Annotated in this window: 29 protein-coding genes and 1 riboswitch; of the genes, 10 read left to right on the forward strand and 19 right to left on the reverse strand. The window is 71.3% G+C overall.

The genetic code is table 11. The features are described 5' to 3' along the window. The first annotated feature begins 30 nt into the window (after window positions 1–30). The 5 genes from ttcA (at window position 31) to AC3ANR_RS18240 (ending at window position 5,353) form a co-directional block, all read left to right on the forward strand. The gene (gene ttcA, locus AC3ANR_RS18220; protein WP_488289519.1) at window positions 31–951 is read left to right on the forward strand and encodes a tRNA 2-thiocytidine(32) synthetase TtcA; all 921 of its coding nucleotides are present in this window, start codon (window positions 31–33) and stop codon (window positions 949–951) included. Between the two features lie 18 nt (window positions 952–969). Beyond that, on the forward strand, window positions 970–1,665 hold the full coding sequence (locus AC3ANR_RS18225) for a DUF4136 domain-containing protein (RefSeq protein ID WP_488289520.1): 696 nt from the start codon (window positions 970–972) through the stop codon (window positions 1,663–1,665). 56 nt (window positions 1,666–1,721) lie between these two features. After that, entirely contained in the window at window positions 1,722–2,363 is a 642-nt protein-coding gene (locus tag AC3ANR_RS18230; protein WP_488289521.1) for a histidine phosphatase family protein, read from the forward strand. Further along, the gene (locus AC3ANR_RS18235; RefSeq protein WP_488289522.1) at window positions 2,335–3,531 is read left to right on the forward strand and encodes a DSD1 family PLP-dependent enzyme; all 1,197 of its coding nucleotides are present in this window, start codon (window positions 2,335–2,337) and stop codon (window positions 3,529–3,531) included. The genes AC3ANR_RS18230 and AC3ANR_RS18235 overlap by 29 nt, the downstream gene beginning before the upstream one ends. 61 nt (window positions 3,532–3,592) lie before the next feature. Then, entirely contained in the window at window positions 3,593–5,353 is a 1,761-nt protein-coding gene (locus tag AC3ANR_RS18240; protein ID WP_488289523.1) for a lysoplasmalogenase family protein, read from the forward strand. Here AC3ANR_RS18240 and AC3ANR_RS18245 read toward each other — a convergent pair. From AC3ANR_RS18245 to ruvA, 5 genes are read right to left on the reverse strand one after another with little or no spacing between them, the layout of a single operon-like run. Beyond that, window positions 5,301–6,047 carry an ABC transporter ATP-binding protein gene (locus AC3ANR_RS18245; protein ID WP_488289524.1) on the reverse strand — a complete coding sequence of 249 codons (747 nt, stop codon included), beginning with the start codon at window positions 6,045–6,047 and terminating at the stop codon, window positions 5,301–5,303. The two genes, AC3ANR_RS18240 and AC3ANR_RS18245, sit on opposite strands and share 53 nt — an antisense overlap. Window positions 6,048–6,052: 5 nt before the next feature. Next, the gene (locus AC3ANR_RS18250; RefSeq protein ID WP_488289525.1) at window positions 6,053–7,276 is read right to left on the reverse strand and encodes an ABC transporter permease; all 1,224 of its coding nucleotides are present in this window, start codon (window positions 7,274–7,276) and stop codon (window positions 6,053–6,055) included. Window positions 7,277–7,280: 4 nt separating this feature from the next. After that, a complete protein-coding gene (locus AC3ANR_RS18255) occupies window positions 7,281–8,573 on the reverse strand; it encodes an efflux RND transporter periplasmic adaptor subunit (protein ID WP_488289526.1) in 1,293 nt (430 codons plus the stop codon). Between the two features lie 4 nt (window positions 8,574–8,577). Next, window positions 8,578–9,639: a Holliday junction branch migration DNA helicase RuvB gene (gene ruvB, locus AC3ANR_RS18260; protein ID WP_488289527.1), complete on the reverse strand. Its 1,062-nt coding sequence runs from the start codon at window positions 9,637–9,639 to the stop codon at window positions 8,578–8,580. Between the two features lie 7 nt (window positions 9,640–9,646). Further along, on the reverse strand, window positions 9,647–10,225 hold the full coding sequence (gene ruvA / locus AC3ANR_RS18265) for a Holliday junction branch migration protein RuvA (RefSeq protein ID WP_488289528.1): 579 nt from the start codon (window positions 10,223–10,225) through the stop codon (window positions 9,647–9,649). Window positions 10,226–10,272: 47 nt separating this feature from the next. On the opposite strand from ruvA, the gene AC3ANR_RS18270 reads away from it, so the two are divergent. After that, window positions 10,273–11,217, forward strand: a complete 945-nt coding sequence (locus AC3ANR_RS18270) for a PhoH family protein (RefSeq protein WP_488289529.1) — start codon at window positions 10,273–10,275, stop codon at window positions 11,215–11,217. Continuing rightward, complete coding sequence (gene ybeY / locus AC3ANR_RS18275; protein WP_488289530.1) at window positions 11,207–11,656, forward strand: rRNA maturation RNase YbeY; 450 nt, start codon at window positions 11,207–11,209, stop codon at window positions 11,654–11,656. Before AC3ANR_RS18270 ends, ybeY begins: the two co-directional genes overlap by 11 nt. On the opposite strand, the gene dtd is transcribed toward ybeY, so the two are convergent. The 3 genes from dtd to tyrS are packed head-to-tail and all read right to left on the reverse strand — an operon-like array spanning window position 11,650 to window position 14,289. After that, window positions 11,650–12,111 (reverse strand): D-aminoacyl-tRNA deacylase, encoded by a 462-nt coding sequence (gene dtd, locus AC3ANR_RS18280; protein ID WP_488291842.1) that lies wholly within the window; start codon window positions 12,109–12,111, stop codon window positions 11,650–11,652. The genes ybeY and dtd overlap by 7 nt on opposite strands. Further along, window positions 12,108–13,025 (reverse strand): cation diffusion facilitator family transporter, encoded by a 918-nt coding sequence (locus tag AC3ANR_RS18285; RefSeq protein WP_488289531.1) that lies wholly within the window; start codon window positions 13,023–13,025, stop codon window positions 12,108–12,110. Before AC3ANR_RS18285 ends, dtd begins: the two co-directional genes overlap by 4 nt. Window positions 13,026–13,053: 28 nt before the next feature. Continuing rightward, on the reverse strand, window positions 13,054–14,289 hold the full coding sequence (tyrS, locus tag AC3ANR_RS18290) for a tyrosine--tRNA ligase (protein ID WP_488289532.1): 1,236 nt from the start codon (window positions 14,287–14,289) through the stop codon (window positions 13,054–13,056). A 181-nt stretch (window positions 14,290–14,470) separates the two neighbouring features. On the opposite strand from tyrS, the gene AC3ANR_RS18295 reads away from it, so the two are divergent. After that, window positions 14,471–15,814 (forward strand): peptidoglycan DD-metalloendopeptidase family protein, encoded by a 1,344-nt coding sequence (locus AC3ANR_RS18295; RefSeq protein ID WP_488289533.1) that lies wholly within the window; start codon window positions 14,471–14,473, stop codon window positions 15,812–15,814. A 23-nt stretch (window positions 15,815–15,837) separates the two neighbouring features. Continuing rightward, window positions 15,838–16,944 carry an anhydro-N-acetylmuramic acid kinase gene (locus AC3ANR_RS18300; RefSeq protein ID WP_488289534.1) on the forward strand — a complete coding sequence of 369 codons (1,107 nt, stop codon included), beginning with the start codon at window positions 15,838–15,840 and terminating at the stop codon, window positions 16,942–16,944. 6 nt (window positions 16,945–16,950) lie between these two features. Here the strand turns inward: AC3ANR_RS18300 and erpA are convergent, their stop codons facing one another. The 5 genes from erpA to rplM all read right to left on the reverse strand — a co-directional run bounded on the left by erpA (window position 16,951) and on the right by rplM (window position 19,424). Then, on the reverse strand, window positions 16,951–17,316 hold the full coding sequence (erpA, locus tag AC3ANR_RS18305; protein WP_488289535.1) for an iron-sulfur cluster insertion protein ErpA: 366 nt from the start codon (window positions 17,314–17,316) through the stop codon (window positions 16,951–16,953). Between the two features lie 57 nt (window positions 17,317–17,373). Then, window positions 17,374–17,769, reverse strand: coding sequence for a bactofilin family protein (locus tag AC3ANR_RS18310; RefSeq protein ID WP_488289536.1), 396 nt, complete (start codon window positions 17,767–17,769; stop codon window positions 17,374–17,376). Between the two features lie 26 nt (window positions 17,770–17,795). After that, entirely contained in the window at window positions 17,796–18,509 is a 714-nt protein-coding gene (locus tag AC3ANR_RS18315; RefSeq protein WP_488289537.1) for a DUF6776 family protein, read from the reverse strand. A gap of 82 nt (window positions 18,510–18,591) precedes the next feature. Next, complete coding sequence (gene rpsI / locus AC3ANR_RS18320) at window positions 18,592–18,984, reverse strand: 30S ribosomal protein S9 (RefSeq protein WP_488289538.1); 393 nt, start codon at window positions 18,982–18,984, stop codon at window positions 18,592–18,594. An 11-nt stretch (window positions 18,985–18,995) separates the two neighbouring features. Continuing rightward, on the reverse strand, window positions 18,996–19,424 hold the full coding sequence (rplM, locus tag AC3ANR_RS18325) for a 50S ribosomal protein L13 (RefSeq protein ID WP_458541658.1): 429 nt from the start codon (window positions 19,422–19,424) through the stop codon (window positions 18,996–18,998). Window positions 19,425–19,627: 203 nt separating this feature from the next. Between rplM and AC3ANR_RS18330 the strand changes: the two genes are divergently transcribed. After that, a complete protein-coding gene (locus AC3ANR_RS18330) occupies window positions 19,628–20,548 on the forward strand; it encodes a 23S rRNA (adenine(2030)-N(6))-methyltransferase RlmJ (RefSeq protein ID WP_488289539.1) in 921 nt (306 codons plus the stop codon). Between the two features lie 9 nt (window positions 20,549–20,557). Here the strand turns inward: AC3ANR_RS18330 and AC3ANR_RS18335 are convergent, their stop codons facing one another. The 6 genes from AC3ANR_RS18335 to AC3ANR_RS18360 all read right to left on the reverse strand — a co-directional run bounded on the left by AC3ANR_RS18335 (window position 20,558) and on the right by AC3ANR_RS18360 (window position 25,997). Beyond that, window positions 20,558–21,367 carry an outer envelope protein gene (locus tag AC3ANR_RS18335; protein ID WP_488289540.1) on the reverse strand — a complete coding sequence of 270 codons (810 nt, stop codon included), beginning with the start codon at window positions 21,365–21,367 and terminating at the stop codon, window positions 20,558–20,560. 81 nt (window positions 21,368–21,448) lie between these two features. Continuing rightward, window positions 21,449–21,898 (reverse strand): septal ring lytic transglycosylase RlpA family protein, encoded by a 450-nt coding sequence (locus AC3ANR_RS18340; RefSeq protein ID WP_488289541.1) that lies wholly within the window; start codon window positions 21,896–21,898, stop codon window positions 21,449–21,451. Beyond that, window positions 21,898–22,725, reverse strand: a complete 828-nt coding sequence (gene metF, locus AC3ANR_RS18345) for a methylenetetrahydrofolate reductase [NAD(P)H] (protein WP_488289542.1) — start codon at window positions 22,723–22,725, stop codon at window positions 21,898–21,900. The genes AC3ANR_RS18340 and metF overlap by 1 nt, the downstream gene beginning before the upstream one ends. Beyond that, window positions 22,722–23,480 (reverse strand): TlyA family RNA methyltransferase, encoded by a 759-nt coding sequence (locus AC3ANR_RS18350; RefSeq protein ID WP_488289543.1) that lies wholly within the window; start codon window positions 23,478–23,480, stop codon window positions 22,722–22,724. Before AC3ANR_RS18350 ends, metF begins: the two co-directional genes overlap by 4 nt. Before the next feature lie 106 nt (window positions 23,481–23,586). Further along, complete coding sequence (gene ahcY, locus AC3ANR_RS18355; protein WP_488289544.1) at window positions 23,587–25,020, reverse strand: adenosylhomocysteinase; 1,434 nt, start codon at window positions 25,018–25,020, stop codon at window positions 23,587–23,589. A 64-nt stretch (window positions 25,021–25,084) separates the two neighbouring features. Continuing rightward, window positions 25,085–25,152: riboswitch (S-adenosyl-L-homocysteine riboswitch) on the reverse strand. Between the two features lie 38 nt (window positions 25,153–25,190). Beyond that, window positions 25,191–25,997, reverse strand: coding sequence for a methyltransferase domain-containing protein (locus AC3ANR_RS18360; protein ID WP_488289545.1), 807 nt, complete (start codon window positions 25,995–25,997; stop codon window positions 25,191–25,193). Window positions 25,998–26,065 lie beyond the last annotated feature (68 nt).

Genomic DNA, 26,065 nt, shown 5'->3' on the forward strand with positions numbered 1-26,065 from the left:
TGCCAGGGTGGATGAGACAATCGGGCCACCATGGCCGCCGTCTGGATCGACAACGAACCCAAGCCCCTCGCGCGCGAGGCGAAGATCGAGCGCGAGACGCACAAGCTGGAGAAACGCCTGTGCCGCCAGGTCGGCCAGGCGATCGCGCACTACAACATGATCGAGGAAGGCGACCGCGTCATGGTCTGCCTGTCCGGCGGCAAGGACAGCTACGGCCTGCTGGACGTGCTGATGAAGCTGCGGCAGCGCGCGCCGGTGCGCTTCGAGCTGGTGGCCGTCAACCTCGACCAGAAGCAGCCCGGGTTCCCCGCGCACGTGCTGCCCGAGTACCTGAAGGGGCTGGGCATCCCGTTCCACATCGAGGAGCAGGACACCTACTCGATCGTCAAGGACAAGATCCCCGAGGGCAAGACGATGTGCAGCCTGTGCTCGCGCCTGCGCCGCGGCATCCTGTACCGCGTCGCCGACGAGCTGGGCGCCACCAAGATCGCGCTGGGCCACCACCGCGACGACATGCTGCAGACGTTCTTCCTGAACATGTTCTTCGGCGGCAAGCTCAAGGGCATGCCGCCCAAGCTGGTCAGCGACGACGGCCGCCATGTCGTGATCCGGCCGCTGGCCTTCGTCGCCGAGAAGGACCTGGTGCGCTGGGCCGAGCACCGCCAGTTCCCCATCATCCCCTGCACCCTGTGCGGCAGCCAGGAGAACCTGCAGCGCAAGCAGGTCGGCGCGATGCTGCGCGAGTGGGAGAAGAAGCATCCGGGCCGCCTCGAGAACATGGCCAACGCGTTACAGAATGTCGTTCCTTCGCACCTCGCCGACGGAACGCTCTACGGCTTCCAGGGTCTGAAAGCCACCGGCGTCGCCGACGCGGACGGTGACAAGGCGTTCGATGCCGAGGAGTTCGGCGAGGCGCCCAGCCTTCCCGGCCTGGCGGTCGTCAAGCTCTGACCCGACCGAGGACAAGCCATGCAGCGCTTCCTGCGCTCGCTCGCGCTGGCCGGCGCCGCAACCGCCGTCCTCGCGGGCTGCGCCACCACCTACCGGCTGGACAACACCGTGCAGGCCTACTCCGGCCTGCCGTCGCTGCCGGCCACCCCCACCTACCGCTTCGAGCGCCTGCCCTCGCAGGTCGGCCAGCCGGTGCAGGACCAGATCGAATCCCTGGCCGACCCCGCGCTGTTCAAGGCCGGCCTGCGCCGCGACGACGCCGCGCCCAAGTTCGCGGTGCTGGTCAGCGCCCGCGTGCAGCGCGTGCTGTCGCCCTGGGCCGATCCGTGGATGGACCCGTGGTACGGGCCGTATGGCTGGGGCGGTTGGGGCGGCTGGGGCGGGCCCTACTGGGGCGGCCCCTTCCCGCGCATGGAGCAGCCCTGGTTCGTGCGTGAGGTGAGCGTGCTGGTGCGCGACCTCGCCACGAGCAAGGTGGTGTTCGAGAGCCACGCCAACAGCGACGGCCCCTGGCTCGACAGCCCGGTGGCGCTGGCGGCCATGTTCGACGCCGCGATGCAGGGCTTTCCGAACCCGCCGCCCGGACCGCGCCGCGTGGACGTCATCGTCGGCGGCAAGCCGGCCGCTGCGCCCGCGCCCGCTTCCGGTGCATCCGCGCCGCGCGCGGTCCCGCAGGCCGCGCCGGCCGCGCCCGCTGCCTCGGCCGCGCGCTGAGCGCGCGCCCGCGGGCGGCGCTGGCACGCTGAGCCCGCTTGCCTAGAATGCCTCGCATGGAAGCGACCCGCATCATCGCCATCCGCCACGGCGAGACGTCCTGGAATGCCGACGCCCGCATCCAGGGCCAGCGGGACATCGGCCTGAACGAGACCGGCCGCTGGCAGGCGATGCGCGTGGGCCTGGCGCTCGCCGACGAACCGGTCAGCGCCGTGTATTCGAGCGACCTGTCGCGCGCGCATGCCACCGCGCAGTCGATCTCGCAGGTCAAGGGCGTGCCCGTGATCGCGCACGAGGGCCTGCGCGAGCGCTGCTTCGGCATGTTCGAGGGCAAGACCTTCGAGGAGATCCACCAGGGTTGGCCCGACCACGCGCACAACTGGCGCAAGCGCATTCCCGAGTGGCAGCCGCCCGAGGGCGGCGAGTCGCTGCTGCAGCTGCGCGAACGCGTCACCCGCACCATCGCGCAGCTGGCGTGCCGCCATCCGGGCGAGCAGATCGTGGTGGTGGCGCACGGCGGCGTGCTCGACGCGCTGTACCGCGTGGCCACCGGACAGGACGTCAATTCGCCGCGCACGTGGGAGCTTCCCAACGGCGCCATCAACCGCCTGCTCTGGACCCCCCAGGGCTTCACCCTCGTCGGCTGGTCCGACACCCAGCACCTCGACGATGTCCCGGCCGACGAAAACACCGCATAGCGACACCCTCAAGCACCTGGTCGGCCAGCCGGTCGGCGCGATCGACACCCCGGCGCTGGTGATCGACCTGGACGCGATGCAGCGCAACCTGAGCCGGATGGCCGAGTTCTGCCGCAAGCACGCCATGCGCTGGCGTCCGCACGCCAAGATGCACAAGAGCGCCGCCATTGCGCGGCTGCAGGTGCAGGCAGGCGCCGTCGGGGTGTGCGTGCAGAAGACCGCCGAGGCCGAGGCGATGGTGGCCGGCGGCGTGGGCGACGTGTACATCAGCAACGAGGTGATCGCCCCGCACAAGCTGGCCCGCGTGGCGGCGCTGGCGCACCGGCTCGCGGCCGAAGGCGGCCAGCTGTCGATCGCGGTGGACAGCCGCGAGGGCATCAGCCGGCTCGCGCAGGCGATGAACGAGGCGCGGCAGTCCCAGGGCGGCAGCGCCGTCATCGACGTGTACGTGGAGATCGACGTCGGCCAGGGCCGCTGCGGCGTGGCGCCGGGCCGCGCGGCGGTGGAGCTGGCGCTGGAGGTGCGCAAGCACCCGGCCCTGCGCTTTGCCGGCCTGCAGGCCTACCACGGCAAGGCGCAGCACATCCGCGGCGCGCGCGAGCGGCGCGAAGCCATCGCCCGCGCCGCGCAGGACGCCGCATTCACCAAGCGGCTGATCGAGGCCGAGGGCATCCCCGTGGCCCTGGTCACGGGCGCCGGCACCGGCAGCATGGTGTGCGAGGCCGCCAGCGGCGTGTACGGCGAGCTGCAGGCCGGCTCGTTCCTGTTCATGGACGCCGACTACGCGCAGAACGAGCGCGACCCGGCGCAGCCGAACTTCGAGCACGCGCTGTTCGTCAAGACGCAGGTGATCAGCGCCGGGCTGCAGCACGCGGTGTGCGACGCCGGCCACAAGAGCCATGCCATCGACTCGGGGCTGCCGCGCGTGCACAGCTTCGGCGGCGCGCACGAACTCGAGTTCGCCAACGGCGGCGACGAGCACGGCCTCCTGCGCCCGGCCAGCAGCAGCCACCGCGTGCCCGAGATCGGCCGCATGCTGTGGCTGATCCCGGGCCACTGCGACCCGACCGTCAACCTGCACGACCAGATGATCGGGGTCAAGGGCGGCCTGCTGCACGGCGTGGTGGACAAGATCATCCGGGTGGACGCGCGCGGCGCGCTCACCTGAAGGCGCCGCTTCAGGGTTCGCTCGGGAGTGCGGCCGCCGGCCGCGGCGCCACAATCCGGCCGTGTCGCCCAGCCAAGTCATCGTCCTCGCCACCCCGGTGTTCCTGGGCCTCATCGCGGCGGAATTCGCCTGGGGCCTGACCAGGGGCCGCAACACCTACCGCCTGAACGACGCCATCAGCAGCATCGGGCTGGGCATGCTCAGCCAGGTGACGGCGGTGCTCGCCCCGCTGCTGCGCGTGGGCCTGTACACGGCGGTGTTCGAGAGCGTGGCCCTGTGGCGCAACGACGCCTTCTGGACCGCCTGGCCCGGCTGGGTGCTGGCGCTGGTGTTCTACGACTTCTGCTACTACTGGCTGCACCGCGCCGGGCACGAGACGGCGCTGTTCTGGGCCGCGCACGTGGTGCACCACCAGAGCCAGGACTACAACCTGTCGACCGCGCTGCGGCAGACGTCCAGCGGCGTGCTGCTGGGCTGGGTGTTCTACCTGCCGATGGCGCTGGCCGGCGTGCCGCCGCTGGTGTTCGGCATCGTGGCGCTGGTCGACCTGCTCTACCAGTTCTGGGTCCACACCGAGCACGTGCCCAGGCTGGGCTGGTTCGACCGCTGGTTCTGCTCGCCGTCCAACCACCGCGTGCACCATGCGGTGAACGACTGCTACCTCGATCGCAACTACGGCGGCGTGCTGGTCGTCTGGGACCGCCTGTTCGGCACCTTCCAGGAGGAAGGCGAGCGGTGCGTCTACGGCACCCGCAGCCCCCTGAACAGCTGGGACCCGCTGTGGTCCAACCTGGAGGTCTACTGGTCGCTCGCGCAGGACAGCTGGCATGCGCGCCGCTGGTCCGACAAGGTGCGGGTCTGGTTCAAGCCCCCGGGCTGGCGGCCGGCGGACGTGGCGGCGCGCTTTCCGCGGCCCGCGTTCGACATCGCCCGCGTCGAGCGCTTCCATCCGCCGATGACGCGCGCCGCCGCCTGGTTCGGCGTCCTGCAGTTCCTGGCGCTGCTGGGCGGTGTCTCCATCTTCCTCTGGCACGCCGATGCGCTGCCTGCCGCCACGGCCGTCGTGTGGGTCGCGGTGCTGGCCGCCGTGCTCTGGGCGGTGGGCGCCTCGATGCAGGGCCGCATCGGCATGCTGCAGGCGTTGTTCATCGAGGCCGGCGCGCTGGCCACCGGCACCGCGGCCGCGGGCCTCGTGCAGTGGCACCAGCTGTTCAAGCCGCTGGCGCTGGCGCTCGCGCTGGCGTTCGTGGCGTTGCGCATGCGGCGCGAGCAGCGGTCGCCACGGTTCGACGCGCTGCTGCTGGCCGGGCTGGCGCTGTCGCTCGCCGGTGACGTGCTGCTGATGCTGCCGGGCCGCTTCATCCAGGGCCTCGTCGCCTTCCTGCTGGCCCACCTGTGCTACCTCGCCCTGTTCCGCCAGGGCGTGGGCTGGTTGCCGCGTCCGCGCGCCCTGCTGGCCACGCTGGGCGTGGGAGCGGCGATCTATGCCGTGCTCTTTCCCGCGCTCGGGCCGGTCCTGAAGGTGGCCGTGGCCGCCTACGTGGTGGTGATCGCCACCATGGCGGCGCAGGCGATCGGCCGCGCCGCCGTCCTGCGCGACGCCGCTTCGCGCTTGGTCGCCGCCGGTGCGCTGCTGTTCATGGTGAGCGACTCGCTGCTGGCCCTGAACCGCTTCTGGTCGCCGCTGCCGCTGGCGCCGCTCTGGGTGCTGGCCACCTACTACGCAGCGCAGGTGCTGATCGCCAGCGGCAGCCAGCCGCCGGCACCGGTCACGGCCCGCGAGGCCCCGCCGGAGCCGGCGCCGGCGATGGCGGCGCGCTGACCGGCTCGTCGCGCGCGATCCGCCCGTCCACCAGTTCCACCACCCGGTCGCAGCGCGCCGCCAGCCGCGGGTCGTGCGTGACGACGATGAACGCGGTGCCCCGCTCGGCGTGGATGCGCCGCAGCTCGCGGAACACCTCGTCGGACGAGGCGGTGTCCAGGTTGCCGGTGGGCTCGTCGGCCAGCACCAGCGGCGGCTGCATCACCAGCGCGCGGGCGATCGCCACCCGCTGCTGCATGCCGCCCGACAGCTGCGAGGGCCGCTTGCCCATCGCGGCCGCCAGGCCCACGGCCGCCAGCAGGTCGCGCGCCTGCGACAGCCGCCTGGCGCTCACCTCGCCTTCGGCCATCAGCGCGGGCAGCGTGACGTTCTCCAGCGCCGTGAACGCCGGCAGCAGGTGGTGGAACTGGAACACGAAGCCCAGCGTGCTGCGCCGACGCAGCGTGAGCGCCTCGTCGCCGAGCGCAGCGACCTCCTCGCCCTGCAGCCGGTAGCTGCCCGCCGTCATGCGCTCGAGCAGGCCGATGACGTTGAGCAGCGTGCTCTTGCCCGAGCCCGACGGGCCGATCAGCGCGACGAACTCGCCCGGCTCCAGCCGCAGGGCCAGGCCGTGCAGCACCTCGGCCTCGGTGGGCTGGCCGACGTTGTAGCTCTTGCGCACGTCGCGCAGCTCGACCAGGGGCGTGGCGGCCATGGCGGTCAGAGGCGGATCGCCTGCGCCGGGTCCATCGCCGCGGCCCGGCGCGCCGGCGCCAGCGCGGCCAGCACGCCGCAGGCCAGCGCGAGCGACGCCACCTCCAGCGCCGTGCGCCAGTCGAGGCCGATGGCGAACAGCGGCTGGCCGTCGCTGCCGCGCACGAACTGCGTGAACAGGAAGATCATCAGCGCCGCCAGCAGCAGTCCGGCCACTGAGCCGACCGCGCCCACGATCGCGCCTTGCAGCAGGAAGACCCGCAGCACCTGCCCGCTGGTGGCGCCCATCGCGCGCAGGATGCCGATCTCGCGGCGCTTCTGCACGACCGAGACCACCAGCACGCTCGCGATGCCCAGCACCACGACGATGGCGACGACCACGCGGATCAGCGCCGTGCTGATCGACTGCGCGTTCAGCGCGGTCACCAGCTGCGCGTTGGTCTCCTGCCAGCTCTCGACCTTGTAGGGCAGCTGCGCCCGCAGCCGGTCGGCCAGGCCCTGCGCGGCCCACACGTCCTGCAGCCCGAGGTCCAGGTTGGTCGCGCCGCCGGGCAGCCCCAGCATGTTCTGCGCGGTGCGCAGCGGCACGATCACCGTGCGGCGATTGAGCTCCTTGGCGCCCAGGTCCACCAGCGCCGTGACGCGCAGCGCGTCGCTGACCGAGCCGGTCTGCACCGTGAGCTTGTCGCCCGGGCGCAGGCCCAGGTCGGCGGCCAGCTGCAGGCCGACGATGCACTCGCCCGGATCGAGCCGGGCCGTGCCCGCGACCACCTTGCCGCGCAACCCCACGATGCGGTCGTAGCGATCCAGCTCCACGCCGGTGAGCGCGATCGCCTGCGTCGCCTCGCCGCGCAGGGCCAGGCCGGCGCCCGCCACGGTGGGCGAGACGACCGCCACGCCGGGCTGCGCCTCCAGCAGCGGCACCAGGGCCTGCCAGTTGGCGACCGAGCGCAGCCGCTGTGCGCGCGCCTGCGTCTCGCTGATCGAGCGCCCGCCGGCCGGCACCTCCAGCGCCGGAGTGACCACCTCGTCGGGGGCGTGGATGGTCACGTGCGGCTGCGCGCCCAGCGTCTTGGCCAGCGTGTTGCCCTGCAGCCCGCTCACCAGCGCCGAGATGTAGGCGATGACGGCCACGCCGGCCGCGACGCCGACCATGATCAGCAGGGTCTGGAACCGGCCCTCGCGCAGGAAGCGCACCGCCACGCGCCGCTCGAATCCCAGCAGGCTCATCGCGTCACCGGCCGAAGCCCTGGCTGAAGCCGGTCATGGGGTCGCCGGGCTTGCCCGTCGCGCCGGCGGGCGTGGTGCGCGCCGGCTGCCACTCGATGGCGCGCGTGCGCACCCGGGCGCCCGGCTGCAGCGCCGGCGCGAGCAGCACCTGCTCGCCTTCGCGCAGGCCCTCGACGATCTCGACCGCGTCGAGCGTGCGCAGGCCGGTGCGCACCGTGCGCGCGACCGCCCGGCCGTCCTGCGGCACCAACACGGCCTCGGCGCCCTGCGCGCCGGCCCGCAGCGCCTGCGCCGGAACGACCAGGGCGCGATCGCGCGCGCCGGTGACCACCTCGACCGACAGGGTCATGTCCTCGCGCAGGAAGTCCGGGGGCGCTCCTTGCAGCGACAGCTTGACTTCCACAGCGCCGCGCTGCGCATCGACTTCGGGCGCGATCGACAGCACCTGCGCCGGCAGGCGCTGCTGCGGGAACGCGTCGGCCACGACGGCGGCGGCCTGGCCCACGCGCAGCTGCTGCAGGAAGCGCTCGTCGACCTGGGCGACCACCTGCGTCGGGCCGGCGAGCGCGAGCCCCACCAGCGCCTTGCCCGGCTGCACGATCTGCCCCGGCTCGACCAGCCGCGTGAGCACCTTGGCGTCGGCCGGTGCCTGCAGCGTGGTCTGCTCGAGCCGCACGCGCGCGGCTTCGGTGGCGGCGCGCGCCGCATCCAGCTGCGCCTGCGCCTGCCGCACGTCCGTGCCCTGCTCGGCGTTGGCGCGCGCCTGCGCCGCCGCGGCGTCGCGCTGGCCGCGCGCCACTTCGACCGCGCGGCGCGCATCGTCCAGCCGCGAGCCGCTGACGAAGCCCTGCGCGACCAGCTGCTCGGCGCGCCGCAGCTCGGCCTGCGCCGCCACGAGGTTGGCCTCGGCCTGGCCCAGCTGCGCGCGGGCGGCGCTGCGCCCGGTGCTGCGCAGGCCGGCCAGGCGCGACTGCGCCTGCTGCTCGGCGGCCCGGGCCTGCAGCAGCGCGGCGCGGGCCTCCTCGGGCTCCAGGCGCACCAGCGCCTGCCCGGCCCGGACCCGGTCGCCCTCGCGCACCAGCACCTGCTGCACCCGGCCGGTGAGGGTGCTGCCGACGTCCACGCGCGACAGCGTGGCGACGCGGGCCGAGAACTGCAGGGTGCGCACCAGCGGCATCGGGCGGGCGGCGACCGCGTCGGACGCCACCCGCCCGCGCAGCAGCAGCAAGGCGGCTGCCGCCGCCACCACCAGCACTGCCGCCACCGCCCACCACCAACGCAGTTTCGGCAGCGGCACCGGCCTACTCCGCGAAGAGGCCGCCGTCCGTGCGTGGCGGCGTGACGCCCAGGTGCCGGAACGCCGCGAGCGTGGCGATGCGCCCGCGCGGGGTGCGCTGCAGGTAGCCCTGCTGGATCAGGTACGGCTCGATCACGTCCTCGATCGTGTCGCGCTCCTCGCCGATCGAGGCGGCGATGTTGTCCAGGCCCACCGGTCCGCCGTCGAAGCGGTGGATCACCGCCTCCAGCAGCTTGCGGTCCATCACGTCGAAGCCCTGCGGGTCGACGTCCAGCATGGCCAGCGCCTTGTGCGCGATGTCCTGCGTGATGCGGCCCGAGCCCTTGACGTCGGCGTAGTCGCGCACGCGCCGCAGCAACCGGTTGGCGATGCGGGGCGTGCCGCGCGAGCGCCGGGCGATCTCGGCGGCGCCGGCGTCCTCGATCGGGGCCTCCAGCAGCGCGGCGCTGCGCCGCACGATGCGGGCCAGCTCCTCGGGCGTGTAGAACTCCAGCCGCGCGACGATGCCGAAGCGGTCGCGCAGCGGGTTGGTGAGCATGCCGGCGCGGGTGGTGGCGCCCACCAGCGTGAACGGCTGCAGGTCCAGCTTGATCGAGCGCGCCGCGGGGCCCTCGCCGATCATGATGTCGATCTGGTAGTCCTCCAGCGCCGGGTACAGGATCTCCTCGACGACCGGCGACAGCCGGTGGATCTCGTCGATGAACAGGACGTCGTTCTTCTCCAGGTTGGTCAGCAGCGCCGCCAGGTCCTTGGGTTTCTCCAGCACCGGCCCGGACGTCTGGCGCAGGTTCACGCCCAGCTCGTGCGCGATGATGTGCGACAGCGTCGTCTTGCCCAGGCCCGGCGGGCCGAACAGCAGGACGTGGTCCAGCGCCTCGCCGCGCATCCTGGCCGCGCCGATGAAGATCTCCAGCTGCTCGCGCGTCTTGGCCTGGCCGACGTAGTCGGCCAGCATCTTGGGGCGCAGCGCGCGCTCGATCGCCTCCTCGTTGGGCGAGGCCGGGGCGGCGGAGACCACGCGCTGGGGCGTGGGGGGGACGGCGAAGTCGTCGGTCTGGATCGTCACCCGGGCCTCACTTGGCCAGCGCCTTGAGCGCGGCCTTGATGCCTTCGCTCACGCCGATGTCCTTGGGCAGCGCCTTGAGCGCGGCCTGCGCTTCCTTGTCGCTGTAGCCCAGGGCCACCAGCGCCTGCACGATGTCGGCCTGCGCATCGGTCGCCGGACCGGCGCCGGGCGTGGCGCCCAGGTCGGCGCCGATCTTGCCCTTGAGTTCGAGCAGCAGCCGCTCGGCGGTCTTCTTGCCGATGCCCGGCACCTTGACCAGCCGGGTGGCGTCCTGCGCCGTCACGGCCTGCGCGATGTCGGCCACGCTCATGCCGCTGAGCACCGACAGCGCGGTGCGCGGGCCGACGCCGGAGATGCGGATCAGCTGGCGGAACGCCTCGCGCTCGGCGCCGCTGCCGAAGCCGAACAGCACCTGCGCATCCTCGCGCACCACGAAGTGCGTGAGCAGCGTCACCGGCTCGCCGACGGACGGCAGGTTGTAGAAGGTGCTCATCGGAACGTCGACCTCGTAGCCCACGCCATGGCAGTCCACCAGCACCTGCGGGGGGTTCTTGTCGGCCAGCGTCCCGTTCAATCTGCCTATCATTCCCAGTCCCGGGCTTCGCGCCCCCTCCTGCTCCACGGATTATCAGCTTGATCCTTCGCCACGCCTTCGCGCCCCCCAACAACTCCCGCCTGGCCCACCTGTGCGGGTCCATGGACGAACACCTGCGGACCATCGAGACCGCGCTGCAGGTGCGGATCACCCGGCGCCAGGAGCACTTCAAGGTCGAAGGCCCCAAGGCGAAGGCGCAGCGCGCGATGGACGTGCTGCAGGCACTGTACGAGATCGCCGGCCGCACCATCTCCACCGAGAAGGTGCAGCTGATGGTGGCCGGCGAGCAGGCGATGGACGAGGACGAGGAAGGGGCGCTGGTGCTGCACACCCGCCGCACCGACCTGAAGGCGCGCACGCCCAACCAGAGCGTGTACCTGGACAACATCGCCAGCCACGACATCACCTTCGGCATCGGGCCGGCCGGCACCGGCAAGACCTACCTGGCCGTGGCCTGCGCGGTCGACGCGCTGGAGCGCAGCAGCGTGCAGCGCATCGTCCTCACCCGCCCCGCCGTCGAGGCCGGCGAGAAGCTGGGGTTCCTGCCCGGCGACCTGACGCAGAAGGTCGATCCGTACCTGCGCCCGCTGTACGACGCCCTGTACGACCTGATGGGGTTCGAGCGCGTCACCAAGGCGTTCGAGCGCAACGCGCTGGAGATCGCGCCGCTCGCCTTCATGCGCGGGCGCACACTGAACAACGCCTTCGTCATCCTGGACGAGGCGCAGAACACGACGCCGGAGCAGATGAAGATGTTCCTCACCCGCATCGGCTTCGGCAGCAAGTGCGTCGTCACCGGCGACATCAGCCAGATCGACCTGCCCAAGGGCAGCCTGTCGGGGCTGGTCGATGCCGAGCGCGTGCTCCGGCGGGTCAAGGGCATCGCCCACACCCGCTTCACCAGCGCCGACGTCGTGCGCCACCCGCTGGTGGCGCGCATCGTCGACGCGTACGACGCGGCGGGCAAGCGCGATGCCCGCTGACGTGTCGGTCGACCTGCAGTTCGGCACCTTCGCCGGCAGCGCGAAGCACAAGGCGCTGCTCGCGCCGGCGCAGGTGCGGCGCTGGGTCGGCTTCGCCCTGCAGGGGGCCGCCGAGATCACGGTGCGCATCGTCGGCGAGGACGAAGGACGGGCCCTGAACCACCAGTACCGGGGCAAGGACTACGCGACCAACGTGCTGACGTTCGACTACGCGCGCGAGCCGGTGGTCAGCGCCGACCTGGTCCTGTGCGCGCCGGTGGTCGAGCGCGAGGCGCAGGCGCAGGGCAAGCCGCTGCGCGACCACTACGCGCACCTGCTGGTGCACGGCGCGCTGCACGCGCAGGGCTACGACCACGAGAGCGGCGAGCGCGATGCGCTCGAGATGGAGGCGCTGGAGATCCTGCTGCTCGGCGCGCTCGGGATCCCCAATCCCTACTGAGCCGGCTGCCCCGGGGGCGCGATGCGCAGCGGGATGGTCACCGGGCCGTCGTTGACCAGTTCGACCTGCATGTCGGCGCCGAATTCGCCGGCCTGCACCAGCGGATGCGCGGCGCGGGCGCGGGCGACGAAGGCTTCGTAGAGGCGACGCCCCTCCTCGGGGGCGGCGGCGTTGCCGAAGCTGGGGCGGTTGCCGCCCGAGGTGTCGGCCGCCAGCGTGAACTGGCTCACCACCAGCAGGCCGCCGCCGGTGTCCTGCAGGCTGCGATTCATCTTGCCCTGGGCGTCGCCGAAGATGCGCAGCTTGAGCAGCTTGGCCAGCAGCCGCTCGGCCTGGGCCTCGCCGTCGCCGCGCTCGGCGCACAGCAGGAGCAGCAGGCCGGGGCCGATTTCGCCGACGGTGCGGCCGGCCACCTGCACGCGGGCGCGCGCGACGCGCTGGACGAGGCCGATCAGAGCAGGTCCTCCTCGCCCTCGACATGGGCTTCGACATCGCTGGGCAGCAGCTGGATGGTGGCGCGCAGCCCCGGCACCGCGCTCATGAGCGCCTGTTCCACCGACATCCGCAGGGCCGCCGCGCGGCGCAGCGTCCAGCTCGCCGGCATGTGCATGTGCATGTCGACGAACCGGCGGCTGCCCGAGCGCCGCGTCGTGACATGGTCGAAGCGGATGGCCGGATGCTCGAAGCCCTTGAGCACCTGCTCGATCTCGGCCTGCACCGCGCGCTCGACGCGCTTGTCCATCAGCCCCTGCGACGAGCGCCAGACGAGCTGGCCGCCCTCGCGGACGATGTTCAGCGCCACGCCGATGGCGACCACGGGGTCCAGCCACAGCCAGTGGGTGACCCCGACCAGGCCGATGCCGGCCACCACCCCGGCGGAGGTCCAGACGTCGGTGACCAGGTGGCGCGCGTCGCCCTCCAGCGCCATCGAGCGGTGCGAGCGCGCCGACTGCAGCATGGCCCAGGCCAGCGCGCCGTTGAGCGCGGAACTCACCACCGACAGCAGCAGCCCCAGCCCCACCTGCTCCAGCGGCTGCGGCTGGAAGAACCGCTGCGCCGCGGTCCAGATGATGGCGAGCGCGGCGACCAGGATGGCCAGCCCCTCGAACGCGGACGAGAAGTACTCGGCCTTGTGGTGCCCGTACGGGTGCTCGGCGTCCGGCGGCTGCTGGGCCACGCGGACCATCAGCAGGGCGAACGCCGCGCTGGCCAGGTTGACCAGCGACTCCATGGCGTCGGACAGCAGGCCGACCGAGCCGGTGAGCCACCAGGCCAGCGTCTTGAGCCCGATGGTCAGCACCGCGACCCCGATCGACACCCGCAGCCAGGCCTGGGGCGGGACCGCGCGGGCGCGTTCGGCCAGGGTCATGCGGTGGGCACCGGCATGCAGCGGCCGCTCAGGCCAGCGTCACGCGCGCGAACTTGCGCTTGCCCACCTGGACCACATAGGTGCCGGCCTGCAGCTTGAGCGCCTTGTCGCTGACCACGCCCGAGTCCACGCGCACGCCGCCACCGTCGATCAGCCGCATCGCCTCGCTGGTCGAGGGCGCCAGGCCCGCCTGCTTGAGCAACGCCCCGATCGCCAGCGGCGCGCCGGCCAGCTGCACCGCCGGAATGTCGTCGGGGATGCCGCCCTTGCTGCGGTTGACGAAGTCCTGCTCGGCGCCGTCGGCCGCGGGCGCGCCGTGGAAGCGCGCGGTGATCTCCTTGGCCAGCATCACCTTGGCGTCGCGCGGGTTGCGGCCGCCCTCGATCTCGGCGCGCAGCCGCGCGATGTCGGCCGACGGCCGGAAGCTGAGCAGGTCGTACCAGCGCCACATCAGCGTGTCGGAGATCGACATCACCTTGGCGAACATGGTGTTGGCCTCCTCGGTGATGCCGATGTAGTTGTTCTTGCTCTTGCTCATCTTCTCGACGCCGTCGAGGCCTTCGAGCAGGGGCATGGTCAGGATGCACTGGGGCTCCTGGCCGTATTCCTGCTGCAGGTGGCGGCCCATCAGCAGGTTGAACTTCTGGTCGGTGCCGCCGAGTTCGAGGTCGCTCTTGAGCGCGACCGAGTCGTAGCCCTGCATCAGGGGATAGAGGAACTCGTGCACGCTGATCGGCCGGCCGTCGTGGAAGCGCTTGTGGAAGTCGTCGCGTTCCATCATGCGGGCCACCGTGTAGCGCGCCGCCAGCTGGATCATGCCGCGCGCGCCCAGCGGGTCGCTCCACTCGCTGTTGTAGCGGACCTCGGCCCGCTCCATGTCGATCACCAGGCCGATCTGGTCGAAGTAGGTCTTGGCGTTGGCCTCGATCTGCTCGCGGGTCAGCGGCGGACGGGTGCTGTTGCGCCCGGACGGGTCGCCGATCATCGTCGTGAAGTCGCCGATCAGCGGAATCACGGTGTGGCCCAGGTCTTGCAACTGCCGCAGCTTGTTGAACACGACGGTGTGGCCGAGATGGATGTCCGGGGCGGTGGGGTCGAGCCCGAACTTGATGCGCAGCGGCACGCCGGTGGCCTCCGAGCGGGCCAGCTTGCGCTGCCATTCCTCCTGGGGAAGCAGCTCCTCGCAGCCGCGCAGGCTGACCTGGAGGGCCTGCCGCACACCCTCGCTGGCGGCTGGCTCTTCTGTAACAAGTTGTTGATTCATCAGGAGTTTTCCGCGACTTGAAGGGGTTCCGCCGTCGCTATACTGGCGCCGCAAAATGCCGGCCGGCAGATTCTAAAAGGGTGCCCCAAGCAGGCACGCCGGCCCCGATGAACCGCGAGGGCAGCCACACCAGGGTGGCGTCGCACCCCGCAATCGAGGACGAGGCTTGAGAAGAAACGGATTGGCAGCCGCCATCGAGCAGGCCCTGTGGGCCGCCGCGCGGGTGCTGGAACACCATCCCCGGCAGGTGACCGCGCTGATCGCGGCCCTGCTGCTGGGCGGCGGCGGCGGCGCCTTCGCCGTGGCCTCGTTCGGCCCGGATGCGGCCGCACTGCCGGTGCACGAGGTGGTCGAGGCCGTGGAGCCGCTCGCGGTGCGCGAGCAGCTGGAAGTGCTCGACGCCCACACCTTCAGCCTGTGGCGCAGCGAGGTCGTGCGTCCCTCCGACACGGTGGAAGCCCTGCTCACCCGCCTGGGCGTGAGCGACCCCGAAGCCGCGGCCTACCTGCGGCAGGACGCGCTGGTGCGCGCGCAGCTCCTGGGCCGCTACGGCCGCACGGCGCGCGCCGAAGCCACCGACCAGCACGCACTGCGCGCGCTCACCGTGCGCTGGGTCGCCGACGACAGCGGCAACTTCAAGCGCCTGGTCGTGCAGCGCGGCGCCAACGGCAAGTTCACCACCGCAGTGGAGACCGCGCCCCTCGTGGCCACCGCCCGGCTGGGCAGCGGCACCGTGCGCACCTCGCTGTTCGCGGCCGTGGACGAATCGCGCCTGCCCGACGATGTGGCGGTGCAGCTGGCCGACATCCTGTCGGCCGAAGTCGACTTCCGCCGCGGCCTGCGCAAGGGCGACCGCTTCAGCGTGGTCTACGAGGCGCTGGAAGCCGATGGCGAGCCGCTGCGCACCGGCCGCGTGCTGTCCGCCGAGTTCGTCAACAACGGCAAGACGCACCAGGCGATGTGGTTCCAGCAGCCGGGCATCAAGGGCGCCTACTACACGCTGGACGGCAAGAGCCTCACCAGCTCCTACCTGGCCTCGCCGATGGAGTTCTCGCGCGTGACCAGCGGCTTCGCGATGCGCTTCCACCCCATCCTGAACGCCTGGCGCGCCCACACCGGCGTCGACTACGGCGCGCCCACCGGCACGCCGGTGCGCACGGTGGGCGACGGCGTCGTCACCTTCGCCGGCGTGCAGAACGGCTACGGCAACGTGGTCATGGTCAAGCACAACGCGAGCGACATCACCGTCTACGCGCACCTGAGCCGCATCAACGTGCGCCTCGGCCAGGCCGTCTCGCAGGGCCAGCGCATCGGCGCCGTCGGTGCCACCGGCTGGGCGACCGGGCCGCACCTGCACTTCGAGTTCCGCATCAACGGCGCCTTCCGCGACCCGATCGAGGTCGCCCGGCACGCCCAGGGCGCCGTGCTGTCCGCCGCCGCGCGGCCGGCGTTCGACCGGATGGCGCGCTCGATGCGAGCGCAGCTGGACGCCGCGGCGCTCGCCACCGTCGCCAGCGCCGACTGACCCTTTCCTCGCGCCCGGCCGCGATGCCCGACCTGTTCATCGGCCTGATGTCCGGCACGTCGCTGGACGGCGTCGACGGCGTGCTGGCGGACTTCGGCCAGGGCGTGCGCGTGCTCGCCCATGCCAGCGCCGGCTTCGCCCCGGAGCTGCGCGCCGAACTGCTCGCGCTCAATGCCCGCGGCGACGACGAGCTGCACCGGGCGCAGCTGGCCGCCAATGCGCTCATGCGCGTCTATGCCCAGGTGGTGCACCAGCTGCTCGCGCAGTCCGGCCTGGCGCCAGCGGCGGTGCGCGCCATCGGTGCGCACGGGCAGACGGTGCGGCACCGCCCGCAGGAGTTCGACGGCACCGGCTACACGATCCAGCTCGCCCAGCCGGCGCTGCTGGCCGAGCTGACCGGCATCGACGTGGTGGCCGATTTCCGCAGCCGCGACGTCGCCGCGGGTGGCCAGGGCGCGCCGCTGGCGCCCTTCTTCCACCGCGGCATGTTCGGCCGCCCCGGCGAGACCGTCGGCGTGCTCAACATCGGCGGCATCTCCAACGTCACGCTGCTGCGCGCGGACGGCTCGATGCTCGGCTTCGACTGCGGCCCCGGCAACGCGCTGATGGACGCCTGGATCCAGCAGCACCGGGGCCAGCCCTACGACGCCGGCGGCGCCTGGGCGGCGGGCGCCGCGGCGCAGGCCGACCTGCTGGGGACGCTGCTGGCGGAGCCGTACCTGGCCAAGGCGCCGCCCAAGAGCACGGGCCGCGACCTGTTCAATCCGCCCTGGCTGGCCCGCCACCTGGCGGCCTGCGGGCCGCTCGAGCCCCGGCAGGTGCAGGCCACGCTGGCCGAGTTCACCGCCCGCTGCTGCGCGGACGACGTGCTGCGCCACCAGCCCGACCTGCGTCGGCTGGTGGTCTGCGGGGGTGGGGCACTGAACACGCACCTGATGGGCCGGCTGCAGACCCTGCTGCCGCGGGCGCAGGTGGTGTCGAGCGCCGAAGCGGGGCTGCCGCCCTTGCAGGTGGAGGCCACGGCGTTCGCGTGGCTGGCCCAGCAGGCGCTGGACCGCAGGAAACTGGCGCTCACAAGCACCACGGGCGCCCGAGGCGCCCGTGTGCTGGGTGCGGTCTGGCCCGCTTAGCCGGGCTTACGCGCTGAAGCTGGACCCGCAGCCGCAGGTGGTGCTGGCGTTCGGGTTCTTGATCACGAACTGGGCGCCCTGCAGGTCTTCCTTGTAGTCGATCTCGGCGCCGACCAGGTACTGGTAGCTCATCGCGTCGATCAGCAGCGAGACGCCGTTCTTGGTCATCACCGTGTCGTCGTCGTTGGCGATCTCGTCGAACGTGAAGCCGTACTGGAAGCCCGAGCAGCCACCGCCCTGCACGAACACGCGCAGCTTGAGGTCGGGGTTGCCTTCCTCGGCGATGAGATCGGCGACCTTGGCCGCGGCGCTGTCGGTGAAGATCAGCGGGGCGGGCATCTCGCTCTGGATGTTGTCGGCAACTGCGCTCATGGATGGGCCTCTCGAATGCGAGCGTGAATAGTAAGGCAAACGCCTCGGGAATTCCCGCTAGAGGTTGTTTGCCGCCAGCTTGAGTAAGGGCTTTTCTTCCCCGCCCTCGAGCGGCTTCAGCTGTCCGGAGATGACCGCGCCCTGGTGCATTTCAAGGGCCCGGTACGACACGTCGCCCTCGATGCGCGCCTTGGGCTGCAGCTCGAGCAGCTCGTGCGCATGGACCGGGCCGCGCACGACGCCGTTGACGATGACGTGGTCGGCCTGGATCTCGCCCTGCACGACCGCGGCCTCGGAGATCACCAGCATGCTGGGCTCCTCCGTGAGCGCCTGCACGTCGCCCACCACCTCGCCGTCGATGCGCAGGCCCTCGGTGAACTTGAGGTTGCCTTCCACGCGCGTGCCGTGGGCGATCAGGCTCTTGATGGGTGGCTGGGCTTTCTTGCCGAACATCGATGGTCCCTTGAATACGTCGTGGGTCAGGCGCCGAGCTTGATGCTCTGCACGGCTCGGGTGGCCGACCCCTCCACCACCTTGGCGGACACGTTTTTTACCACGGCCTGGCTCGGCAGGTCGACCGTGCCTTCCAGACGGCCGTATTGGCGGAACCGAAGGTCGCGCGCCCCGCCCGGCAGGTCCATCGACCAGGGCTTGCCGTCCAGCGTGCCGTCCACGAAGAGCTGCAGCTGGCCATGGAATTCCGGGGCGTTGCGCGCCGCCTGCATCACCAGCACCTGCCAGCGCATCTGGCTGCCCGGCAGCATCTCCGCCTGCAGGCCACGGATGGCCACCGGCGCGTTGGCGCTGGCGGGCATCAGCTTGTCGAAGAATCCGAGCTCGTCGCGCAGGCGCCGGTTCTCGCCCTCGAGCTGGCGCACCTGGGCCGCCAGCCGCTCCTGGGCGGCGCGCTCGGCCGTGAGGGCGATGCCCGACGTGTTGAGGATGGACTGCGCCTTGTCGTGCTCGCCGCGCAAGCGGCCGACTTCGGCGCGCAGCTGCTGCAGCTCGTCCTTGTCGCCCGTGCCCACGCCCGCGAGGCTCTTGCCGAGCTCGAAGGTCCACAGGCTGATGGCGGCGCAAAAGCCCAGCACCATCGCCATCCCCACCCACCGCAGGGGCCAGGAGAGCGTGCTGCGCACCTTCATCTGGGGTGCGCTGATGGTCAGGCGGCGACGGAGGAGCTTCCAACGCATGAGCTAGGAGACGAGCATGCCCTGAAACGACAAAGCCGCAACAAGCGAACTTGTGCGGCTTTGTAACGGGGGCGCAGGCCGATCAGCGCTTGCTGAACTGCTTGCGGCGGCGTGCGGAGTGCAGGCCGACCTTCTTGCGCTCGACTTCGCGCGCGTCGCGGGTCACGAAGCCCGCGGCCGACAGCGCCGGCTTGAGCGTGGCGTCGTAGTCGATCAGGGCGCGCGTGATGCCGTGACGGGTGGCGCCGGCCTGGCCGGATTCACCGCCGCCGTGCACGTTGACCTGGATGTCGAACGTCTCGGCGTGGTTGGTCAGCATCAGCGGCTGCTTGACGATCATGATCGAGGTCTGGCGGCCGAAGAACTTCTCGATCTCCTTGCCGTTGACCGTGATCTTGCCGGTGCCCTTCTTCAGGAAGACACGGGCCACGCTGCTCTTGCGGCGGCCGGTGCCGTTGTTCCATTCACCAATCATTCGGGCGCTCCTCAGATTTCCAGCGGCTTGGGTTGCTGGGCGGTGTGCGGATGCTCCGCGCCGCCGTAGACCTTCAGCTTCTTGATCATGGCGTAGCCGAGCGGGCCCTTGGGCAGCATGCCCTTGACGGCCTTCTCGAGCGCGCGGCCGGGGTGCTTGGCCTGCATGTCGCGGAAGTTGGTGGCACGGATGCCGCCCGGGAAGCCCGAGTGGCGGTAGTACATCTTGTCCAGTTCCTTCGCGCCGGTGACGCGAAGCTTGGAGGCGTTGATGACGACGATGAAGTCGCCGGTATCGACGTGAGGCGTGTAGATGGCCTTGTGCTTGCCGCGCAAACGGAGTGCTGCTTCGCTGGCAACACGTCCGAGCACCTTGTCGGTGGCGTCAATCACAAACCACTCGTGCGTCACGTCAGCGGGTTTGGCGCTGAACGTTTTCATGTGAGGCTTTCGAGGAGTTCGCGGGCCCTTTTCCGCGGTCGGTGTCTTTCTTGCGAAGACCTCTTAGGCGGGGGTTCGGGGCCTGCCGCGACGGCCTGCCCTTGATCTGCCGCGGGACCCAGATGGCGCTGCAGAGCCCAAGATTCTACGGCAAATCAAGCACTTACCGCAAGGTCGGGGTGGTCACGGGGTACGATCGCCGGATGTTCAGTTACCGCCACGGGTTCCACGCGGGCAACCACGCCGATGTCCTGAAGCACCTGGCGCTGGTGGCCGTGCTGCGCCACCTGACACAGAAGGACACCCCCTTGTGGGTGGTCGACACCCACGCGGGCGCCGGCCTGTACCGGCTCGACGGCGACTATGCCGGCACCTCCGGCGAGGCCGCCGACGGCATCCTGAAGCTGGCCGCGGCCACGGCCGGCAAGCCCCAGGAAGGTGAGCAGGCGCTCGCTCCGGCGCTGGCCGACTACCTGGGCGTCGTACGCGCCTTCAATCGGGACGGTCGCTGGCGCATCTATCCCGGCTCGCCCTTCATCGCCCAGCACCTGCTGCGCCACGACGTTCGCGACAAGCTCAAGCTGTACGAGCTGCACCCGTCCGACAGCGGCGCGCTGGCGGGCAACATCGCGCAGCTGGGCGCCGGCCGCCAGGTCAGCGTCGCGCGCGAGGACGGCTTCGAGGGGCTCAAGTCGGTGCTGCCGCCGCCCAGCCGCCGCGCGCTGGTGCTGATCGACCCGAGCTACGAGATCAAGACCGACTACGCCAAGGTGCCCGCGGTGCTGCGCGACGCGCTGCAGCGGTTCGCCACCGGCACCTACATGGTGTGGTACCCGGTGATCCCGCGGCCCGAGGCGCACGAGCTGCCGCGCAAGCTCAAGACCCTGGCCAACTCGTTCCGCAAGCCGTGGCTGCATGCGACGCTGGCGATCGGCCAGCCGGAGCAGGCCGCCCCCGCCGCCCCCGGCGAGCCGCGCCGGATGGGCCTGACGGCCAGCGGCGTGTTCCTGGTGAACCCGCCGCACACCCTCAAGCCCGCGCTGCAGGCCGCCCTGCCCCAGGTGCTGGAGGCGCTGGGCCGCGGGCGCGGCAAGGCGCACGTGGTGGAGAGCGGCGGCGGCTAGCGTGCCGCGTCAGAAGTGGTATTCGACGCGCACCATCGGCGTCCTGGCGAACGCGCCGGAGCCGGCCGGGCCCTTGTACGCGTTGCCGAACTTGTTGCGCCAGTACTGGTACTCCAGGCCGGCCTTCAGTGAGTTCTTGGCCATGCCCATCGCGGTGCCCACGTCGTACATGACCTGGCCGTCGAAGTTGAACTCGGTGGCGGTGGCGCCGCCGAACTCGTTCCTGCCCTTGGGCGCGATCCAGTTCAGGTAGCCGTCGAACTCGACGCCGCCGCCCAGCGGGACGCCCCAGCTCGCGCCCAGCATCGGATGCAGGTCGTAGGTGTAGCGGGACGCCACGCCGACCGGCTGGTTGCTCTCGTGCAGCAGGTAGGCGCCGACGTTCAGGAACCCGGGCACGTCGAGGAACAGCGTCGGTCCGAGCACCAGCATGCGCTTCCTCGAGCCGTAGCCGGGGTCGTTCTTGGTGTTCCAGTCGAAACCGGCCGTCGCGCCGAGGCCGCGCACCGGGCCGAAGGCGAACGACTTGCCGCTCACCTTGCCCACGTCCAGCGTGTAGCGGTAGACGACGTACGCCTCCTGCGCCTGGGCGTCCTTGCCGTCGGACTGCAGCAGGTCGACGTTCAGGAAGTTGGTGCCCGACTTGAACCCGCTCGCGTGCGTGAGGCTGACGATGTTCTTGTGGACGTCGTTGCGGCCGAACGGCTCGGCGAACCTCGAACCGGTGCGAAAGCCGATGGCGGTGTCGCCCCATTCCGCGGCGTGGGCGGCGGCACCGGCCGCCAGCAGGGCGGCGGCCATCCAGGGTCTTGCTTGCATGCTCTTTCTACTCCGTTGAAAAACCAACGGATGGGCCGCATGCAAGAAGGGCACCCGCCGGCGCGCTCCTTCAGGAACGTGTCAGCCGCCCACCGGCGGCATGGGCGTGACGACCACCCGCGCGGCGCCCCACGTGAGCAGCCCCAGCGATCGCGCCGCGGCAAAGCTCAGGTCGATGATGCGCCCGGCCACGTGCGGCCCGCGGTCGTTGATGCGCACTTCGACGCTGCGGCCGTTGCGCAGGTTGGTCACCCGCACGCGCGTTCCGAACGGCAGCGTGGGATGCGCCGCGGTGAGCGCGTTCATGTCGAACCGCTCGCCGCTGGCGGTGCGCCGGCCGTGGAACCCCAGTCCGTACCAGGACGCGAGGCCGCGGAACTCCTGCGGCGTGGCCGAGCCCGCCGCCGTGGCGTCCTCGCGCACCGATCCGGTGCCTTGCACCGAGTCGGTGCCCTCCTGTGGAACGGGCAACTGCGCGCATGCGCTGCAGATGCACGCGAGCAGCAGGGCCGAGGCGAACGCGCCGCGCATCAGGTCGCCAGGCGGCGACAGATCTCCACCGTCGCCGCCGCCTGGTTCATGGTGTAGAAGTGCAGCCCCGGCGCGCCGCCGGCGCGCAGCCGCTCGCACAGGTCCGTCACGACGTCCAGCCCGAACGCCCGGATCGACGCGGTGTCGTCGCCGAAGGCCTGCAGCCGCAGCCGGATCCAGCGCGGGACCTCCGCGCCGCAGGCGTCGGAGAACCGCAGCAGCTGGCTGGAGCTGGTGATCGGCATGATCCCCGGCACCACAGGCACCTGCACGCCGCGGCGGCGCAGCTCGTCGACATAGCGCAGGTAGGCGTCGGCGTTGAAGAAGTACTGCGTGATGCCCGCGTCGGCCCCCGCCTCCACCTTGGCCAGGAAGGCCTGCAGGTCGGCGTCGGGGGACCTGGACTGCGGGTGCACCTCGGGGTACGCCGCCACCTCGAGGCGGAACTGCCGCCCCGTCTCGGCGCGGATGAAGGCCACCAGGTCGCTGGCATAGCGGAACTCGCCGCCCAGCCCATAGCCGCTGGGCAGGTCGCCGCGCAGGGCGACGATGCGCTGCACGCCGGCGCTCGCGTAGGCCGCCAGGCGCTCGCGGATGCTCTCGCGCGTCTGGCCGATGCACGACAGGTGCGGGGCCGCGGGGCAGCCCTCGGCCATGATCTCGCGCACCGTGGCCAGCGTGCCCTCCTGGGTGGAACCGCCGGCGCCGAACGTGACCGAGCAGAACTCGGGCCGCAGGGCATAGAGCTGCTTGCGCGCCGCGCGCAGCTTCTGGGCGCCCTCGTCGGTCTTGGGCGGAAAGAATTCGAGGCTGATCGGAAGATTCATCGGGACCTCCTGGTTGCCAGGACAAAGAACTCGCGGTTGCCGTCGCCACCGCGGATGGGGCTGTCGAACCAGCCGTCGACCGCCAGGCCGCAGGCGCCGCACGCATCGCGGATGCGCCGCTCCACCGCCGGATACAGCGCCTCGTCGCGCACGATGCCGCCCTTGCCCAGCTGGCCCGGCTGCAGCTCGAACTGCGGCTTGACCAGCATCAGCAGCCGCCCGCCGTCCCGCAGGAGCGGCGCGATGGCCGGCAGCACCAGCGTGAGCGAGATGAAGGACAGGTCGCCCACGGCCAGGTCGAACCCAGCCTCCTCGCCTGCCCGGCGCAGCGCCGCTTCGTCCAGCTCGCGCGCATTGCACTTTTCGATGCACACCACGCGCGCGTCGTTGCGCAAGCGCTCGTGCAGCTGGCCGTGGCCGACGTCCACGCCGACCACCCGCGCCGCGCCGCGCTGCAGCAGGCAGTCGGTGAAGCCGCCGGTGGACAGGCCGACGTCGAGGCAGCGCAGCCCGGCGGGGTCGAGCCCCGCCGCCTGCAGCGCGCCTTCGAGCTTCAGGCCCCCGCGCGACACGTAGCGCGCCTCGGCATCGTCGAGCAGCTCGAGCCGCGCGGCGTCCGGCACCTCGTCGCCGTTCTTGGCGACCTCGTGCCAGGCCCGGCCGTCATGCCAGCGCAGGCCGGCGGCGATCAGCCGCTGCGCCTGCGAGCGCGTGGCGGCCAGGCCGCGCAGGACGAGGAGTTGGTCGGCACGCATGGTCGTCTTGCTCCCTCTCCCTTCCGGGGAGAGGGCTGGGGTGAGGGGCACGCGCGGGGGCGCCCCCACCCCGGCCCTCCCCCCGGAAGGGAGAGGGAGAAAGCGATCAGTACCGGTACGTGTCCGGCTTGTACGGACCCTGCCTGGGCACGCCGATGTAGCCGGCCTGCTCCTCGCTCAGCTCGGTGAGCTGGGCGCCGAGCTTCCTCAGCTGCAGGCGCGCCACCTTCTCGTCCAGGTGCTTGGGCAGCACGTATACCTTGCCGGACTCGTAGTAGTCGCTGTGCGTGAACAGCTCGATCTGCGCGATGGTCTGGTTGGCGAACGAGGAGCTCATCACGTAGCTGGGGTGGCCCGTGCCGCAGCCCAGGTTCACCAGCCGGCCCTTGGCCAGCAGGATGATGCGCTTGCCGTCCTCGAAGATCACGTGGTCGACCTGCGGCTTGATCTCTTCCCACTTGCACCGGGCCTCGAGCGACGCGACGTCGATCTCGTTGTCGAAGTGGCCGATGTTGCAGACGATGGCCTGGTCCTTCATCTTCGCCATGTGGGCGTAGGTGATGACCGACTTGTTGCCGGTGGCCGTGACGAAGATGTCGGCCTTGTCGGCGGCGTAGTCCATCGTCACGACGCGGTAGCCTTCCATCGCCGCCTGCAGCGCGCAGATCGGGTCGATCTCGGTCACCCACACCTGGGCCGACAGGGCGCGCAGGGCCTGGGCCGAGCCCTTGCCCACGTCGCCGTAGCCCGCCACCACGGCGACCTTGCCGGCCACCATCACGTCGGTGGCGCGCTTGATGCCGTCCACCAGCGATTCGCGGCAGCCGTACAGGTTGTCGAACTTGCTCTTGGTGACCGAGTCGTTGACGTTGATCGCGCGGAACATCAGCGTGCCCTTGGCCGACATTTCCTTCAGGCGGTGCACGCCGGTGGTGGTCTCCTCGGTCACGCCGATGATCTGGGCGCTCTTGCGGCTGTACCAGGTCGCGTCCTCGGACAGCTTCTTGCGGATCGAGGCGAACAGGATGCGCTCCTCTTCGCTGTGGCCGTTGCCGGCGACCAGCGAGGCGTCCTTCTCGGCGCGCTTGCCCAGGTGCATCAGCAGCGTCGCGTCGCCGCCGTCGTCCAGGATCATGTTCGGGCCTTCGCCCTCGCTGCCCTTGGCGCCGAAGTCGAAGATGCGGTGCGTGTAGTCCCAGTAGTCCTCCAGCGACTCGCCCTTGATGGCGAACACCGGCGTGCCACTGGCGGCGATGGCCGCGGCGGCGTGGTCCTGGGTGGAGAAGATGTTGCACGAGGCCCAGCGCACCTGCGCGCCCAGCGCCTGCAGCGTCTCGATGAGCACCGCGGTCTGGATCGTCATGTGCAGCGAGCCGGTGATGCGGGCGCCCTTCAGGGGCTGGCTCTTGGCGAATTCCTCGCGGATCGCCATCAGGCCGGGCATCTCGGTCTCGGCGATGCGGATTTCCTTGCGGCCCCAGTCGGCGAGCGAGGGGTCGGCGATGGCGCAGTCTTGCGTGGGCTTGAGAACGGCGTTCATGGTGGCTCCAGGTCTTGGGTCAGCCACTGCCGGTGCGTCGGTCGGGGACTCACCGCACCAGGACAGTGGGTGAGCGTCGTTGCGAAGGGTCCGAGCCTCACGCCGTGCGGCGCTGCAACGCTCCTCGGATGGGTGCGCATTATACGGAAGGCACCCACCGCCGAGCCAAGCTAAGCGAGCCCTTCCGCGATGTGCGCGTGCATGGTGAACGCGAGCTGGCCGTCGCGCACATGGGCCGCCAGCGTCGGCGCGACGGCCTCGCGCACGCGCTCCAGCATCGCCACCCGGTCGCCCGGCGGGAGCTGCGCGAAGGCGGGGATCGCCGCGGCCGAGCTCGCGACCGCGGTCGGCACGAAGCGGTCCGCGTCGGCGAAGCGCACCTCGGTGGAGACCGGGATCACCCGGCCGCCGCGGAAGCCGGCCGAGCCGTTCAGCAGCTCCAGGGTGGCGGCCTCCGGCACCGCGAAGGGGATCGCCACCTGCGCCAGCGGCAGCCCCAGTTCGCCGGCCACCGCCGTCATCAGGCTCTGGAACACCGCGTGGCGGTCGATCGACTGCAGCACCATCACCAGCGCCCGGCCGCCCGGCACCAGCACGCGCCGCATCTCGCGCAGGGCCTGCACCCGGTCGGGGAAGAACTGCAGCCCGTGCTGGCACAGCACCACGTCGAAGCTCGCGTCCTCGAACGGCAGCGCCTGCGCGCTGCCCTCGACCCAGCGCACGCGCCCGGTCGCTTCGCTCGACCTGGCCACCGCCAGCATGGCGGGGCTGAGGTCCAGCCCCGTCACCTGGCCCTGCGGGCCGACGGCTTCGACGGCCAGGCGCGCCACGATGCCGGTGCCGCAGGCCACGTCCAGCACGCGCTCGCCCGGCGCCAGCCGCGCTTCCTGCAGCAGCAGGCGGGCCCAGGGTCGGAACATCGCCGGCACGAAAAAACTTTCGTAGGCCTGGGCCGGATCGGGCGCGGAAGGTTGCATCGCGGGCTCCTGCAGCTGCGGGTCACTATAGGACGCGAAGGCCCGGTTGTGTGGCCGGCGCACGCCCC

The organism is Ramlibacter sp. JJN2-2R (assembly GCF_057747835.1).